Annotated in this window: 14 protein-coding genes and 1 pseudogene; 9 read left to right on the top strand and 6 right to left on the bottom strand. The window is 48.2% G+C overall.

The window, feature by feature from the left end; all coding sequences use genetic code 11:
* Positions 1–338 precede the first annotated feature (338 nt).
* Entirely contained in the window at positions 339–1,697 is a 1,359-nt protein-coding gene (locus JFV26_RS01800) for an 8-oxoguanine deaminase (protein WP_201189208.1), read from the top strand.
* A 123-nt stretch (positions 1,698–1,820) separates the two neighbouring features.
* Here the strand turns inward: JFV26_RS01800 and JFV26_RS01805 are convergent.
* Positions 1,821–2,591: pseudogene (locus JFV26_RS01805) on the bottom strand (calcium:proton antiporter); the annotation flags it as partial.
* 142 nt (positions 2,592–2,733) lie between these two features.
* Here JFV26_RS01805 and JFV26_RS01810 point away from each other — a divergent pair.
* The 7 genes from JFV26_RS01810 (at position 2,734) to JFV26_RS33240 (ending at position 10,182) form a co-directional block, all read left to right on the top strand.
* Positions 2,734–4,830, top strand: a complete 2,097-nt coding sequence (locus tag JFV26_RS01810; RefSeq protein ID WP_201189210.1) for a hypothetical protein — start codon at positions 2,734–2,736, stop codon at positions 4,828–4,830.
* 25 nt (positions 4,831–4,855) lie between these two features.
* Entirely contained in the window at positions 4,856–7,036 is a 2,181-nt protein-coding gene (locus JFV26_RS01815) for a hypothetical protein (RefSeq protein ID WP_201189212.1), read from the top strand.
* Positions 7,017–7,565, top strand: a complete 549-nt coding sequence (locus JFV26_RS01820) for a hypothetical protein (protein WP_201189214.1) — start codon at positions 7,017–7,019, stop codon at positions 7,563–7,565. The genes JFV26_RS01815 and JFV26_RS01820 overlap by 20 nt, the downstream gene beginning before the upstream one ends.
* The gene (locus JFV26_RS01825; RefSeq protein WP_201189216.1) at positions 7,558–9,021 is read left to right on the top strand and encodes a hypothetical protein; all 1,464 of its coding nucleotides are present in this window, start codon (positions 7,558–7,560) and stop codon (positions 9,019–9,021) included. Before JFV26_RS01820 ends, JFV26_RS01825 begins: the two co-directional genes overlap by 8 nt.
* A gap of 155 nt (positions 9,022–9,176) precedes the next feature.
* Complete coding sequence (locus JFV26_RS01830; protein WP_201189218.1) at positions 9,177–9,464, top strand: hypothetical protein; 288 nt, start codon at positions 9,177–9,179, stop codon at positions 9,462–9,464.
* Positions 9,454–9,783 carry a DUF7693 family protein gene (locus JFV26_RS34625; RefSeq protein ID WP_446739890.1) on the top strand — a complete coding sequence of 110 codons (330 nt, stop codon included), beginning with the start codon at positions 9,454–9,456 and terminating at the stop codon, positions 9,781–9,783. Before JFV26_RS01830 ends, JFV26_RS34625 begins: the two co-directional genes overlap by 11 nt.
* 189 nt (positions 9,784–9,972) lie before the next feature.
* Positions 9,973–10,182 (top strand): hypothetical protein, encoded by a 210-nt coding sequence (locus tag JFV26_RS33240; RefSeq protein ID WP_242487723.1) that lies wholly within the window; start codon positions 9,973–9,975, stop codon positions 10,180–10,182.
* Between the two features lie 269 nt (positions 10,183–10,451).
* Here the strand turns inward: JFV26_RS33240 and JFV26_RS01835 are convergent, their stop codons facing one another.
* From JFV26_RS01835 to JFV26_RS01850, 4 genes are all read right to left on the bottom strand, one after another.
* On the bottom strand, positions 10,452–11,126 hold the full coding sequence (locus tag JFV26_RS01835; protein WP_201189220.1) for a hypothetical protein: 675 nt from the start codon (positions 11,124–11,126) through the stop codon (positions 10,452–10,454).
* Positions 11,123–11,488: a hypothetical protein gene (locus JFV26_RS01840; protein ID WP_201189222.1), complete on the bottom strand. Its 366-nt coding sequence runs from the start codon at positions 11,486–11,488 to the stop codon at positions 11,123–11,125. The genes JFV26_RS01835 and JFV26_RS01840 overlap by 4 nt, the downstream gene beginning before the upstream one ends.
* A gap of 193 nt (positions 11,489–11,681) precedes the next feature.
* A complete protein-coding gene (locus tag JFV26_RS01845; protein WP_201189223.1) occupies positions 11,682–11,909 on the bottom strand; it encodes a helix-turn-helix domain-containing protein in 228 nt (75 codons plus the stop codon).
* A gap of 9 nt (positions 11,910–11,918) precedes the next feature.
* Entirely contained in the window at positions 11,919–12,476 is a 558-nt protein-coding gene (locus tag JFV26_RS01850) for a DUF2975 domain-containing protein (RefSeq protein WP_201189225.1), read from the bottom strand.
* Positions 12,477–13,858: 1,382 nt separating this feature from the next.
* Between JFV26_RS01850 and JFV26_RS01855 the strand changes: the two genes are divergently transcribed.
* Positions 13,859–14,485: a response regulator transcription factor gene (locus JFV26_RS01855; RefSeq protein WP_201189227.1), complete on the top strand. Its 627-nt coding sequence runs from the start codon at positions 13,859–13,861 to the stop codon at positions 14,483–14,485.
* Positions 14,486–14,498: 13 nt separating this feature from the next.
* Here the strand turns inward: JFV26_RS01855 and JFV26_RS01860 are convergent, their stop codons facing one another.
* On the bottom strand, positions 14,499–15,182 hold the full coding sequence (locus JFV26_RS01860; RefSeq protein ID WP_201189229.1) for a response regulator transcription factor: 684 nt from the start codon (positions 15,180–15,182) through the stop codon (positions 14,499–14,501).
* Positions 15,183–15,337 lie beyond the last annotated feature (155 nt).

Here is a 15,337-nt window from a genome sequence, read left to right on the forward strand (position 1 = left end):
GATCGTCCGAACGCGGCCTGAGCCTACGGCAGCTCCTACGCGGATCGGCGTTGAGCCTGATATTGCGACCCTGCACAAAACCTGTAGGAGCTGGCGAAGCCTGCGATCTGTTGATCTTGCTTTTGTCGTCCGGAAAGATCGCAGTTTGCAAGATCAAAAGATCGTCCGAACGCGGCCCGAGCCTACGGGGGAGTTGTGTTGTCCTGTCGGACGAAGCTTGCCCGCGACGCCGTTTTGTTTGAAACTTCGCACCTCGCCCCGCGGCGACCCTGGATCAGCAGACAGGGTAATCACTGAGCTGGCTAACCTGAACCCCACTTTCAGAGGAGCCGGCCAACATGCCTGCGACCCGTACCTGGTTAAAAAATCCCCTCGCGATCTTCACTGCCAATGGCCTCGATGCCCGTGGCGGCCTGGTCCTGCAAGCCGGTTTGATCGTTGAAGTGCTCGCCACTGGCCAGCAACCGTCCGCGCCCTGTGGACAAGTCTTCGATGCCCGCGAGCATGTGATCCTGCCGGGCCTGATCAACACCCATCACCATTTTTATCAAACCCTGACCCGTGCCTGGGCGCCGGTGGTCAATCAGCCGTTGTTCCCGTGGCTGAAAACCCTGTACCCGGTCTGGGCCCGCCTCACCCCTGAAAAACTCGCCCTGGCCAGCAAAGTTGCGTTGGCCGAGTTGCTGCTGTCTGGCTGCACCACCGCGGCTGATCACCATTACCTGTTCCCGCAAGGCCTGGAAAACGCGATCGACGTGCAGGTCGAAAGCGTTCGCGAACTCGGCATGCGCGCCATGCTCACACGCGGATCCATGAGCCTCGGTGAAAAGGACGGTGGCCTGCCACCGCAGCAAACCGTGCAGGAAGGCGAAGTGATTCTCGCCGACAGCCAGCGCTTGATTGGCGAGTACCACGAGCGTGGCGACGGTGCACAAATCCAGATCGCCCTCGCACCCTGCTCGCCGTTTTCGGTGACCCCGCAAATCATGTCCGCCAGCGCTGAACTGGCGAACAAACTCGACGTGCGCCTGCACACTCACCTGGCCGAAACCCTCGACGAAGAAGACTTCTGCCTGCAACGCTTCGGCTTGCGCACCGTCGATTACCTGGACAGCGTCGGCTGGCTCGGTCCACGCACCTGGCTGGCTCACGGCATCCATTTCAACCCGGACGAAATCACCCGCCTCGGCGCGGCCGGCACCGGTATCTGCCATTGCCCGAGTTCGAACATGCGCCTGGCGTCCGGCATCTGCCCGACGCTGGACCTGACCGCTGCGGGCGCGTTACTGGGCCTGGGGGTGGATGGCTCGGCGTCCAACGATGCGTCGAACATGATGCTCGAAACCCGTCAGGCGCTGTACCTCCAGCGGCTGCGTTACGGCGCCGAGAAGATCACTCCGCAATTGGTCCTGGGCTGGGCGACCAAGGGTTCGGCGAGTTTGCTGGGGCGTACCGATATCGGTGAGCTGGCGGTGGGCAAGCAGGCCGATCTGGCGCTGTTCAAACTCGATGAGCTGCGCTTCTCCGGCAGCCATGATCCGGTGTCGGCGTTGCTGCTGTGCGGTGCGGACCGGGCGGACAGGGTGATGGTTGGCGGCAAGTGGCGAGTGATTGATGGGCAGGTTGAAGGGCTGGATCTGAAGGGGTTGATTGCCGATCACAGCCAGGCGGCTCGGCAGTTGATTGCGGGCACCTAAGTCGATCGCGATCTAATGTGGGAGCGGGCTTGCTCGCGAAGACGGAGTGTCAGTCGATAAAGATGTTGGCTGATACACCGCTTTCGCGAGCAAGCCCGCTCCCACATTGGTTTTGTGGTGTATTCAGAGGCCAAGCAGCGACAACATGATGAATGTTGCAAACAATACAAAGTGCGTCATGCCTTCAATGGCATTGGTTTCGCCATCGTTGAGGTTGATCGCACTGACGAGCAACGTCAGGAAGACCATCACCGTCTGCACCGGGGTCATCGCCATATGAAATGGCTGGCCGGTGTAGAGCGCCATCGCTTCCATCACCGGCACCGTCAGGATCACCGTCGACAGCGAAGCGCCCATGGCGATGTTGACCACTGACTGCATGCGGTTGGCCAGTGCCGCGCGCAATGCGGTCAAAATCTCCGGCGCGGCGGAAATCGCCGCCACCAGAATCGCCGTGATCACCGGCGGTGCGCCCGTGCCTTCCAGCCCCAGGTCGAGGGTCTTGGACATCACTTCGGCCAAGGCACCAATCACCACCACGCCAAACACCAGCATACCGACGCTTAGCGCCACGTTGACCGGCTCAGGCTCGTCTTCCGGGACTTTCTTGCGGCGTTTTTCCGGGTAGCTGTAGCTGAAGAAATAACTGTGCGGCCCGACCTGCATGCGCAAGAACAAGGTGTAGAGCACGATCATCGCGCCGATGGTGAACGCCGAATACACCTTCCAGTTGGCCTCGGGGATGAACTCCGGCACCACCATGGAGACGCCCATCGCAGTGAGGATCATCACGCTGTAGCTGCGCGCCGAGTCGTCGTTGTAGGACTGTTCGCCATGCTTGATCCCGCCCATCAGCGCGGCGAGGCCGAGGATGCCGTTGATGTCGAGCATAAGTGTTTTCTAGACACATTAATGGGTATACCAAATCTATACTCATTAATATCAATGGGTTACGAGCCTTTTTTGACACTGAAAATTTGACACCGTCAAACGAGCGGCTAGATTTTAAGGAGACCTTCGCCAATGGCCAAATCCCATGCTCAGTTACGAAATCACCGATGACACCCTGTATTTCAGTTGGTCAGACGACGAGACGATCCACGGGTTTCGCTGTTCTACCTTGGCTGTTCCCTCTTGTTTTGACAGAGCCGCGCTCATTCAAATGGCTGAGGGAATCAAAAGCTTGTGCCTGAGTAATGCTAAGACCAGCTATAGAGGCCACTTTAGGTCTGCAAGAAACATTTTCAGCCAGGTTAAAAGGGATTCCCAACCGTTTCCGCCAGAACCGGAAAACTGGGACAACTTTGTCTTATCGCATTACGGTAATTTCCTTACAGATTCCCGGCGGAAATACAAAACGAGAATTGACCATTGGTCAGGGATTGCTTTTCTCTACAAGAAGCTGCAATGCAGCGGATTTATTCCGTCAGATGTATATATCCCTAATGAAAAGCTTTCCTCTAATGCGACATCAGATAGTAACAATGGCAACCCCCTTGGCCATCAACGTGAAAAGCCCTCCATACCAAAGGACATCAAATGTTTGCTACCAAAAAAATATCTAATCGAAGATGGCTTAAGCCTAAATGATGACGCGTATCTTCTGAATCTCAAAAAGACCCTAGACCTTCGAGCAGGCACAGTTATTGATTGCTGCGTCGACTACTGGGAAAAAATGCTTCGGTGCCATGAGAAAGGTAGAGTTATTATTGAGAGCATTTCAATTGAAGAAATTGAAGATGTGTTGTCGTCAGGCTGCTTCCGCAAAAATGGCAAACATATTGCAGATCCTTCTACGGAAGACGGAATGCGCTGGTTTCTCGCTGCAGCACACTATTACTTAAATTTTACCGACGAGCTTCCAACCTTAACCTACAAAGAGCTTGAAAAAATACCATTTTTTTACGGCGTTATACAAAACTCACACACCAGACCGAAAATAACTTCTGGTATATGGAGGGTCGCCCAAGATGATGGAATTGAAAACAACCAGGTAAATGAAACATTTAATCGCCTACTGGGAAACCTCTCACCTAGAGATTGCGCGGTTGCTTGCGCAATCATCATCACTGAAAACCCAACGTTCAATCCAACTGCTCTGGGCAATGTCAAGCTTTACACACAAAATGGAAAGTTTTATCTCCGAGGAAATTCTGATACAAAACGCATTACACTAAGCGTGAGCAAGCCGCGCGGTAGAGAGCGTAAAGTTTCGGTTCTTCCATCCCTCAGTAAACGAATTGTCCAAGATGTGATTCGGTGTACAAGAAATGTCAGGAAGCGACTTCTTGATAAAAAGAAAAGCGGCTGCCGGAAACTCTTCCTAATTTCAACTCGCAACCAAGTAGGGTCTAACCCCGACTTTACTAAATCGCTCTCTACCAATCCAGGACTTTCTCTGTACGACATTTACACATCGCAGCTAAAAAATGTCGGCATAACTCCACCCATGGTTAACCTGTATCGACTTAGATGCACCCAAGGAATACTAGAATTTTTGCGAACAGGAAGTCTTCAGGCAGTAGCAGATCTACTAGGAAATTCCGTTCAAGTTGTTGAGGCCAAATACATTCCTAAATGGATGGTTCACCGCTGGAATACTAGACTGTTAAGAGTCCTACATCAAAAATTAATTCTAGTTTCCACAGAGGGCAGCCCATGGCAACAGGACGCTTCTGATTTTGAAACAAGAGAAGATCTCGAGAACTTTATTCGAAAAGTACTCCAGGGCCTAAACAGGGGTGACGCTTTGAGCGAGGCCATCCGCTCTCGACTGGGGCATTACGCTGCTGATCCAAGCTCGCTTATTCAGATGTTCGTAGAAAGTGAAATATTGTTTCAGTTATGTCCAAAAAGCCTCGCAGCGATTTATGCGTATGCAGACGTGATTGAAAAAATGCCACGCGAGGAAACAATGAAAATTGATCCCGGAACAGATCTCCCGCTCTGGGTCTATGTAATCCTAAAAAAACTTTTTACCCAAACCGCTAATCTGGACTTCAATACCGCCTCGAACGCAGAAATCGCAATCGCGGACAGGATTGGAGGCGATTCATTGAGTTTATTAAAGAAAGCACACGCTGAAGCACAAAACCTAGCCAAGAAATTCCAGCCATTAATTGAGGCTTTATAATGAACCCACTGATGGTAACTTCTGCATGAATGATCTCCAAGCAGATTTAAACGAAGCACGCATCCGAGCCATGATCAATCAGGCCGAATCAAAAAGTAGATTGAACAAACGTGATTTTACGTATAAGGCTGACTGGTTGGTGTCGGGTGAAATAGGCAGTGATAAATGGGCAGTCCGCTTTCCAAATATTAATGAACCTACCTTTATTGACTTTAATCGTCTAATGCCGGACGGGAGCAACTTAACCGACGAAAGTAATCAGCGGCTTTTGACGACACTACAAAAGTGGCTCTACCACTGTCGAATGGGTACTCTGACCGGCAAACTCATCACTCCAGGTCGCTGGATGAATTACCTCCAATTCTCGTTCAACCTGGCATCTTGGATAAAGCTACACCGATTCATTTATAAGCCTGAAGCAAATGGATTTATGCTGCTTGATACTGATGCTTGTGAAGCGATAGCTGATGAGCTGAGTACAGGTGGCTGGAATTCGGCACTGCTACTCAAAGAAAGATTCATTACACATCTTTTTCAAGTGATTGAGACGCAGTATACCCTTGAAGCAATCCTAGACAATTTAGACGAACTTGATGAGCAATTCAAGTCATCAGCTATTCGCTACTTTCAGGATAATAATTTGTACGTAGGTATCGCACAAGACAGTAATTACACGAAAGGAATGCTTTCTCGAGAATATATTGCAGAAGTCTTGGGAAAAGCACCTACAGCACTTCACGCGCCGAGCTTCAGATTATTTATTAGGCAGTTCGAGCCAAAACTCACAAACGCAGATGTTTTGCAGGTCGGCACGCGCAAAAACCTTCATTACACCCAAAATACCAAATCGATAGAGGAAGCAGCCGATACCAGCTTGAGCGTTAAACACTTCAAAGATCAGCTTTACTTTATGAAGTTGTTTTTTAACGGGCATAGCAAATTGCCTGATCACATCCCAAAAATAGATATCGATATTGAATCTTTGGTCAAAGAATATGCGACCAACCTCAAAAGTCCGGGACACACTAATTTAATCCCGCTCACCATTGGACTGGACACGCTAAATGAAGCAGCGAAGTGGGTAACGGTATACGGCGAGGCAGTTGTAAACTCCTTGATTTTTTACATCGAGAAATTCAGAGAAATCGACGAAAACTATTCACTTTCCAAACAATCCGTGAAGAAGCAAGAGCTTTTTGAAGAAACTAAACATCTATGGATGACTAAAGATATAGAGGGATTGCCGGCCAAGCGCTTAGATGAAGCGTTAAACATTACCAAACTGCAAACCAAAAAGAAAAAAAATTTCCCAACTGGCGAAACGCACTATAAAGTTGTTATGGAAAGTTTTTTTGGCGCCTGCGCACTAGTCATCGGTATGCTTAAGCCAATTCGCAACAAGGAAATAAGCCATCTCGATCGGGCGTGCCTATGGCTTGATAATCCTGGCGGCGGAGCATTCTTGGAACATGAGGTCGGGAAAGCGGGCCAGATAGGAATTAACCCAGATATCATACGCCCGATACCATCACTGACTGCCCGAGCCATTCAACTCCTTCAAGTTCTTGGTGTTGGACTCTCTAAAATTTACAATGATGAACGGCCTCACGCCGAGAAATTGTTTTATATACCCGGCCGGGGTTTCAAGCTCCCGCCACCGAAATGCAATATGTGGAAAGTAAACTTATGCTTGAATAGCTTTTGCGAGATTATTAACACGCCAATAGACAAAAAAGGTCGCCGTTGGTATATCCGCGTGCACGAAATGCGAAAGTTCTTTCTCCTGATAACTCACCGCCACTACGGGGACGGGTCTAAAGAGTTGCTTAGATATTTAGCAGGGCACGCTGACCGGAGGAACATTGATGACTATACTGCTTATGACATATCCGATGCCGAAGCGATACGGTACGAATCCGAGTGTATCGACGACAAGCTTATTGCTTTAGAACTGGGAATATTAGCAAAAGAAGATAATGATGGGCTAGTCGCTCTCCACGCCGAGGCACTTAAGCACTTCGATGCAACGAGCATATCAACCATAAGCAAAAGCGAATTCATGAAATATCTAGACAAAGTGGGATATCGCTCCGACTTTGATATGAAAACTTATTCAATCAGGCTGGAAAATTACGACGCTGATGTCTATGCCATCGATTTTGCTATTAAACTAGGCGAAAGAAAAGATGAGAAATACGACAAATGATAATTTTAGACTTCGTCTAAAGTGGTTAGCAGAGATCACCGAGAGAAAAATTAATCCATCTAAACTGGAAATAAATGCGCTAAGTACAATGCGTCTTTTTTGTGGCCTGAGGGTATCAAAATGGTTCGATAAAATTTCGTTAAACTCATTAAAGAGCGCTGCTTTAGAACTTAGCGAGCAGCAACGTGGACTGGATCTCTGGATTGATCTCAAGTCCATGAGGGCAGCAGCTTTCGCTTTGCATGTTCCCAACGCCGCTACACCGCCAACCGCCCCTATGCCTTCCGCTGAAGACCAGGCAAAAAGCGCCTTACTAGATGCGCACATAAGCTCTATGGCTTATTTTGAACTTTACAAATTTATGTCGCTTCTCGTCCAGCAAAACTCAAATAATGCAAGCGAAATATTGGCAAGTATTGATATAAAAATTCAGACCTCAAAGGCAAAACATTATTCTTTTCTAATACACCACAACAACTTTACCGCATCCAGCCTTACTGTGATCAAAGGAGGAAAAGACGGTGGGTAAGCAATTATATACCATTTATGAGAAAGCTAGGCTGCCCGGAAAGGCAATACCAATATACAAAAAAAACAAAGATAATTTCATAGGAAAAACCAGAGTAATTAATAACTTGGTGCTAGTTCAATGGCCTAATGGACGCCCGTGTCATTTAATAAACATGTGGCTTACTCATATATGCTCTACTACCAATGCAACAGAAACCGCCAAAACATATGCTGCTCAAATTTCATCATTCGTTCGATACTGCTACAGGAACCAAGTTTCAATAACAGAGTTCACCGAACACAATTTCGTAGCCATGAAGGAATTTTTAGTTCAAGAAACGATTGTGACGCGAACCGGTGTACGGCTGGCTCGTAACAATAACCAAACAATACAGATTCAAAAACGCACATTAGAATTCCTGCACTGGATAACTGATAATTACCCGGAAGCATCAATATTTAAACTCGTCGGAGTCAAGGATACTGGAGCGAACATCACAGTAGAGGTAAAATTTAGCAAGTGGAATGGAAGAAGCTATCTATATCACCCAGAAATAGTTTCGCCAGTCCCTTACAACGATGACAAAGTTCCAATCGACGAAGAAACCATCCAAAAACTCCAAAGTGAAATCATCCGAAAACACGACGTGGAGCATTTGCCAGCTCGCTCAAAACTCAAAGCGATAAAAGATATCGACCTATTTACAGCTACCAACATATATTTATACGAGAGGCGAATGTGTCTTATTAGGACGATGAAACTTATGGGGCTTCGCCCAGAAGAGCTGCATGAACTCCCTTTGGAGCTAAATTACAACATCACGAAGACAAAGCAAATTACAGCACCAACAAGGAAACGAGGCGACCCAAACCTTGTTCGCAGATTTAAAATCGACTTACCGTCCGCCCGACGTTTCAATCAATATCTAGAGGCTCGTCAAGACTACATAGATTTTTTACAATCAAAAGGCATTTATTGCTTACAACCAAATAATTTTTTTATAGGTGAAAACGGCAAAGCGCTAAAGAAATCGTCAATTACCAAGGAGTTTGATCGATTGTGCGAAGGTGCAGGCCTCACGAGTTCACGCGTATGCCTCTCAATGTTTAGGCATCGCTTTGTTACTCGCGAAATCAACATTAGGCTTGAAGCACGGTTCGCTAAAAATCCGCACATAAAAAATGGATGGACGCCTGAACTTAGGGATAGCGTATGCCTGGAGGTGGCTGAACTTACAGGCCACGCGGATCCCGAGTCACTGTATAATTATTTTTACGCAGAATATAAGGCCATCACTTCGACCTCTAGCTATAGTGAAAAGCTGCGGATTCGTGATGAACTTGAATCGGCTAAAGAAGAATTAGTCGATCTAGAGCATCAATCGCGGCTACGGAGAATCGATTTGACGTCAGAACTCCAGTTGATAAGAACTCGCATAAACGAAATGCATTCAAAGCTGTTCGGATTTGAGTGAGCTTTTCATGTTGATCCGGAAGGCGGGAATTCGGATTAAATAATCACGGGGTGTGTGCTGGTGGGATAAAAAGCTAACAATCCAAGTGATGTTCATCAGCCCTCCTTACACGCTACGTGTCAAAATCGTCTTCCCACATGCCTCTTGAGAGCACCATGGCCCGCACACAACAGAATCTAGATTGCCTACGTGCTCGGTTAAGCGTCGTCATGGGCGATCAGAAGCAGTGGTTGACTGGTATCACTCTTTCTCAAATGCTTGAAGATATTGGGTTAGAGGACTGTCCAACGGCCACGAGCAAGGGAGATCGTCTTCGGGGCGCAGTTGAAGCTTCCAGCGACGAGCAGATCGTAGAGGCTTCTCAAAAAGTCCTGAATGCTTTGCAACTGACCTACTGTGAGCGTCACAACCAGAGAAACTGCGCCACCGTCCGTGGTTCGTGACGTCGACGCAAACACCCCGCTCTCAGCGAGAGAGGTATGCCAAATATTGCGAGAGGTCACCTTCGAGCGACGGACGATGACCAAGGTGAGCCTGGCGTCTTGGGATGAGATTTATGCGGGCCATTTCGTGGTAAGCGTCGAGGGTTGGCATATATCGATCTACAACGACTCTGACACGCTCGACTACTGCGAAGAATGCGTGAGTCCGGAGGGGCGGCGATGGTCGTTTGACGGAGGGGATCGATTTGGAACGGATCCCATTGCGTTGCTCAGCACATGGGAACATCAGACGCTTGAGCGTCTCCTGAAAGCGCTCTAGGGAGCCAAGGTCGAGTGGGCCTCTAAGAGGACGGCTGTCATGAACCAAGCCTCGCCGTTGCCGAGTCTTGGCCCTGTGGGCTTCCATCCTCCCGCCTGCGCGCTCCGCTTGCTTTGATCATCCCCGAGTGGATAACACCTCGCTTTTTGCCCCTGCTGCTCTGTAGTTATCTAACATGTAGAAAATGAAATGAAGGGTGAGTATTCGCTATCAGACGTTCTGGAAAGGATGTTCGAGAACCAACTCGCCCTCGAGGCTGCCCTGATGGAATTTACCCTTCATGTGGAAGCCCACGGACATGCGGATGTGGGGGACAACGTTCGAGGAGCTCAAGCGACAATCGGCGAGAACGCTGGACACATCAAGCAAGGGCTAGCACGGCTCAACCATCGCCCATGATCCAGCCGCTGTTCGACTTTGATCTCAAACGCGCGTCGTGCGAGCACTACATCACAGGGAAAGCCACCATCAACTTTCCGCATCAGGGAAGCACCACAGGTGGATGGCATTTCCTGTCTCACTTCGCCTGAGAATCCGGCGTGGCCAAGGTGTATCTCGTGGGTATTCACTATCCTGTCATGCGTGCATAACCATCAGCAGCGTGGCGCGTATTCACTAGAATACACATGTTTTCTGTCCGAACTGAAAACACTCTGAGTTCGCTACACCTAGTGTGGCAATTGCTGCAGCACTTCATTAGTAAAGAACGGTTCGTCCTCTACCCAGAATATATAATCCAGTCCGAGGTGGCTGCGTGAAAATTCTATAATATCGGCAACCGTGTTTTTCTTTCCTGTCTTGGGGTTGATTTGGCGCAGGTTTCCATCCTGGACAGCCATTCCTTTCACTAAATCATCTGGGTACATTTTGAAGAAACCGTAGGTTTGTGCCATATGACTTTTACGATAGGGCATCAAATCAGGGCCCCCTACTGCCATTTTAAGTTTCTTCGCTTCGGCAAATAAGCTACGCATATAGCCCTTGTCCTGCAGTGGTAGCCACTCGTCCGGTAGAAAATTCAGGTAAACCATTGGGGTCGACTTCCTGAACGCGCCACTCAGTGCTTGCATATTTGAGTTGATCGCATCCACATATAACCTTGGATCAAAATCTTTTGGAAAGATGGTCGTACCGTCTGGCTGTTCAACGCCTATTTCTATAGAGCTCTCGCTAAAATTTATCCCTTCGACTTGTCCATCCAGCTCCTTCCCCAATGCAGCAATCAGCTTTTGGAAGCGATCACGCACCGGTTTGTCCCACATCTTTGCTGACCACCCGTACTCATCATCAGCCTCTGGTTTGTTAGGATCGCGCTCCGGAGCCGAGAGCATGCTCTGCTTCAATACTCCCCCCTTGTAGATGGGATCGAGCAGCAGATAGTCCGGTACGTTTTTTTATTGGGCTGGAAGGATTTTTCCTGTAGTTGTATCCAAAGTTTCTTATCGATAGACCTCAAATAGGCAATGTCCTGCTTGATCGCGGAAAAATCGTACTGGTCTTTGACCGGCTCTAGGCTGCGCCAGGTGTAGACAATTTGCGCCCCGCTAAAGCGAGGGTCGGACAACGCCTTGTCCTTCCTGATATTTGATCCGCCTGCTTCGCGGTTAGGGAAGTAAATGTAGTTCTTGGCGGGCTGGCCTGCTGCAACAGCCGTGCTGGTTATGAGTATAGTCAGCGTAAAAATGAATATTTTTATTTGGTTCATCTGGTGACTTCCAGTTTGGATATATCTCGATTGGGCGTCAGACGACTCACTCGCGCAAAGTCGCAGCAGGGCTACTTCCTGTATTTCTTCGCCTGGCGGGCATCAACTTTTGTGTAGATAAAACACCCGATGCACTGCATCGGGTATCGGGATTAAACAACTTAAAACTCCCTTATGAACCAACCATTACGAGCTAGTCTTCAATGCTTGTCTCCGGTGTTGCGACATGCAACATAAGATCGCCTGGCTGACAATTCAAATAGCGGCAAATCGCATCCAACGTCGCTAGCCGAACCCCCTTCACTTTACCTTGCTTAAGCAATGATAAATTTTGCTCTGTAATTCCAATGGCAGCGGCCAAGTCTTTAGATTTGACTTTGCGTTGAGCCAACACCACATCGAGCTTTATTTCAATCGTCATGATATGGCCTTAGATAAATTGCTGATTTTCTCTAGCCAATACACTTCCTTTTTGATGAATGCGGGCAACAACCATTACCGAAGCAGCAAGGAAGAGACTGACCAAGTCCGATGAGTCAAACGCTATCGTCAGCAGGCCCTGACCCGGAGGCTGAAGCATGGTGACCCAGACGCTGATTGCCGGCGTCAGCACGAAGCTCAAAAGCACCCACATGATCACACCGAAACCTACCTTACCGAGCAGGACTGATGATTTCTCCGAGAAGTAGTGCCCCTCACTGTACAACTGAAACAAGCGGCGTAAGGCAATTAAGCCGTTAGCCAAAATCAGTAAAGGAATACTGGAAAGGATCACGCCACCAGCAACTTGCCACCAGGGCATAGTACCGACATCAACATTCAGATTCCCTGTCACTCCTATAGCTGTCAGATTAAAACCCAAGCCGTACTGTCTCGCGGCATCGGGTAAAAACCAGCAAGCAGCGTTCAATACAAGCATACCGATTATCAGGGCTTGAGTGAGAGTCGCCATTAAACGGCTGTGGCGGGCCAAATGATCAGTTGTCATCAGAAACGTCCTTTACGGTTCAGTTTTCCCCTTGATCCATCTTGTGCCCACCGTATAGATGAAGCACAACACCTCAAGAGATTTAATAGCTGTAAAACAGCTATAAATTAATGTATTACGATAATTTAACCGTGTCAAAATTTTTTACTTTACGCCTGAAAGCCCCTTCGTAAGCCGCCTGAACTCGCGGTGCATAGCGGTTCAACGCCCCTCCTGACGCCGCCACATTCTTTCCGGCATCCCGAGCGAGGTGGATGTTTTCCCGAAACGTTGGTGCCGATCCTCGAGACTCTGCGCAAAGACCAGACTTCAAGCAGTAGGCGAGGAGCACCTACCAGGCATAGGCGAAAGTACCTAACGAGAAGCTCGGCGCAGCCAAAAAAACGGTTGACTATTATTTATTATCGCTGCACAGTAATTTATGCATGATCTACAGACATTCCAAGCTTGAAAAATCTGATCAGTTGCTGGGCGCACGCAGATGGTAGGGCTAGATCGGCGTTCTCTTCGAAACAGCTAGCCTGCACTAGGATTCCTGAGTGTACTTACCGTGAAACCCATGACAGGAAGCATGGCTTGGAAACCAATAATTCATTAAAAATAGTCAGAAGCCGCTTATCTACCTAGCTTGGCCCTATTTGTTTATTCCTATCTAAGGAAAAGACTTTTAATCGAATTGACACATAAATTTTAGAATTTGGTATTTTGAGTTAAAAAATAGTGTGTGAAAGCTCTGTAGGCACGTAACTCCAATTAGCAAAATTTGAGACAGATCTTAGATCGCCCTCACAACAGTCAGTGTATTTTTGTAGGCACTACAAATTATTGAGCACCGCCATCATGACGCACTCAAATTTCACTACTAGCCCAATGAGATTATTAATCGCCGACCAGGATTCTAGACGACGTGTCTCTGTCGAAAAAACACTAGCCATATTAGGCTACTTCAGGGTTTGTCCTACAAAATCCTTCGATGAGCTAACCGCCCTCACACATTTCAGCCCAGGCTTATATGATCGCTTCGACCTATTAATTATTAACGCTGACTTAATTTCAGCGGCAGGGCTAGACACTTTGGACTTTTGTGTCAATAACTCGCGTCTACGGCACGTACTCATCTATGACTCGACAGCGGCGCCTGATACTCCTAAAACTTTATCTAAACGCCCTAACCATCAGGTGCGACTGATTGAGACCATTAGCTACGACGCATTGGTGGACTTTCTAAAATTAATAGATAAAAACCACAAACTTGAAAAACCAAATGTAACTCCCATCGCATTACTTAAAGCAAATACTAGCTTAAGGCCCGCACGCGAGAAAACTGCAACACCACTTATCCACTCAAATAACATTTGACGACGCCGAATGGAATACAAAAAATGAACAATCGGATTCTTATTGTGGACGACCATCCCGTCATTCGCATGGCCATTCAATTAACTCTGGCCAGCGAGGGGTATGACGTAATAGGGGAAGCGGACAATGGAGCTGACGCGCTTGAATTGATTGAGAAGTTTTGCCCTTCAACACTGATTCTAGATATTGGGATTCCCGTCATCGACGGACTAACGGTTATCAGAACAATCGCGCAGAAAAAACTACCCGTAAAAGTTGTCGTATTAACCGGTATGCCATCAAGGCATTTAGCATGGCGGTGCCGAAAAATGGGGGCTCATGCTTTCCTCAGCAAACAAACTCAGCACTCTGAATTGGCTGACGCTGTCCGAACTGTCCAGAACAACAAAAAATATTACCCTGACATCCCTTGCCCTGAGGAACGTCTAGATTGCGCCACGCATGAGCATGAACAACTACAGCGCTTATCAGCCTGCGAATTTCGAGTCATGCAGCAACTACTGCAAGGCATGAAAAACAAGGATATTGCGAGCGCAATGCTATTGAGCCCTAAGACCACCAGCACTTACAAAACTAGAATATATCAAAAGCTTCAAATCAATAACTTAATAGACTTGCACTCAATAGCGAAACGAAACGATTTAATCTGACTCACCCCAAAAGCTACAAACCTTTCAAATGAGACTGCATCTTAAAAAGCTCCGTATCACTACGAATTCCTAACTTTCTGAACGCCGCTTGCTTTTGCCCACTGATCGTTTTGTTGCTACGTGAAAATTTTATAGCTACCTGGGAAACCGACAAACCGTCCAGGCAGCAACGCAACACCTCGCGCTCCCTGGGAGACAGCTCGGAACATCGCGCCAGGGCCTCATCCCCGTTAAAGATGGTGTCTTCCTCCGCCAATTGCGGCGGCCTATGCAGCGCCTCAACCATTGCCGGCGCCAAGTACATTCGGTCAGAAGCGACCACACGAATGGCCTTCAAGAGCTCTTCGGTTTCTTGTGATTTGCCCACAAAGCCATTTGCCCCCGCTCGAATGCAGATGTTGACCGTGGCAGCCCTTTCCGTCGACGAGAAAATTACAATTCGCAAATCGGGATGCTGGGTACGGAGCGTTTGTATCAAACGAAGGCCATCGATCTCCCCGTCACTCAATTGATAATCGAGTACCAGCAAATCTGCCGATTGGGCGCGCAAACCTTCAAATAAATCCCGGCTGGTGGTGTAAACGCCAGCTACCTTAAAGTCTGCCTCCAGCGACAAGCGAACCTTCAGCGCCTCACGAATCAGTGCATGATCATCTAGGAGGGCGACTCGCAACGGTGACATTACAGACCACTTCATGATCGAACTCCTATTTGCAGCAGGGTGGGAAATATCCCGCATCACAAAAAAACAGCTCCACGTTACCCGAACTCTTTCCCCAAGGAAATCCCCGATTCATGGCCTTCTGCTGACTATAATCCGCCTCGCCCTACCAATGCTTGCGCATCAAGTAA

The sequence above is a fragment of the Pseudomonas sp. TH31 genome, assembly GCF_016650815.1.
Taxonomy (GTDB): Bacteria; Pseudomonadota; Gammaproteobacteria; order Pseudomonadales; family Pseudomonadaceae; genus Aquipseudomonas.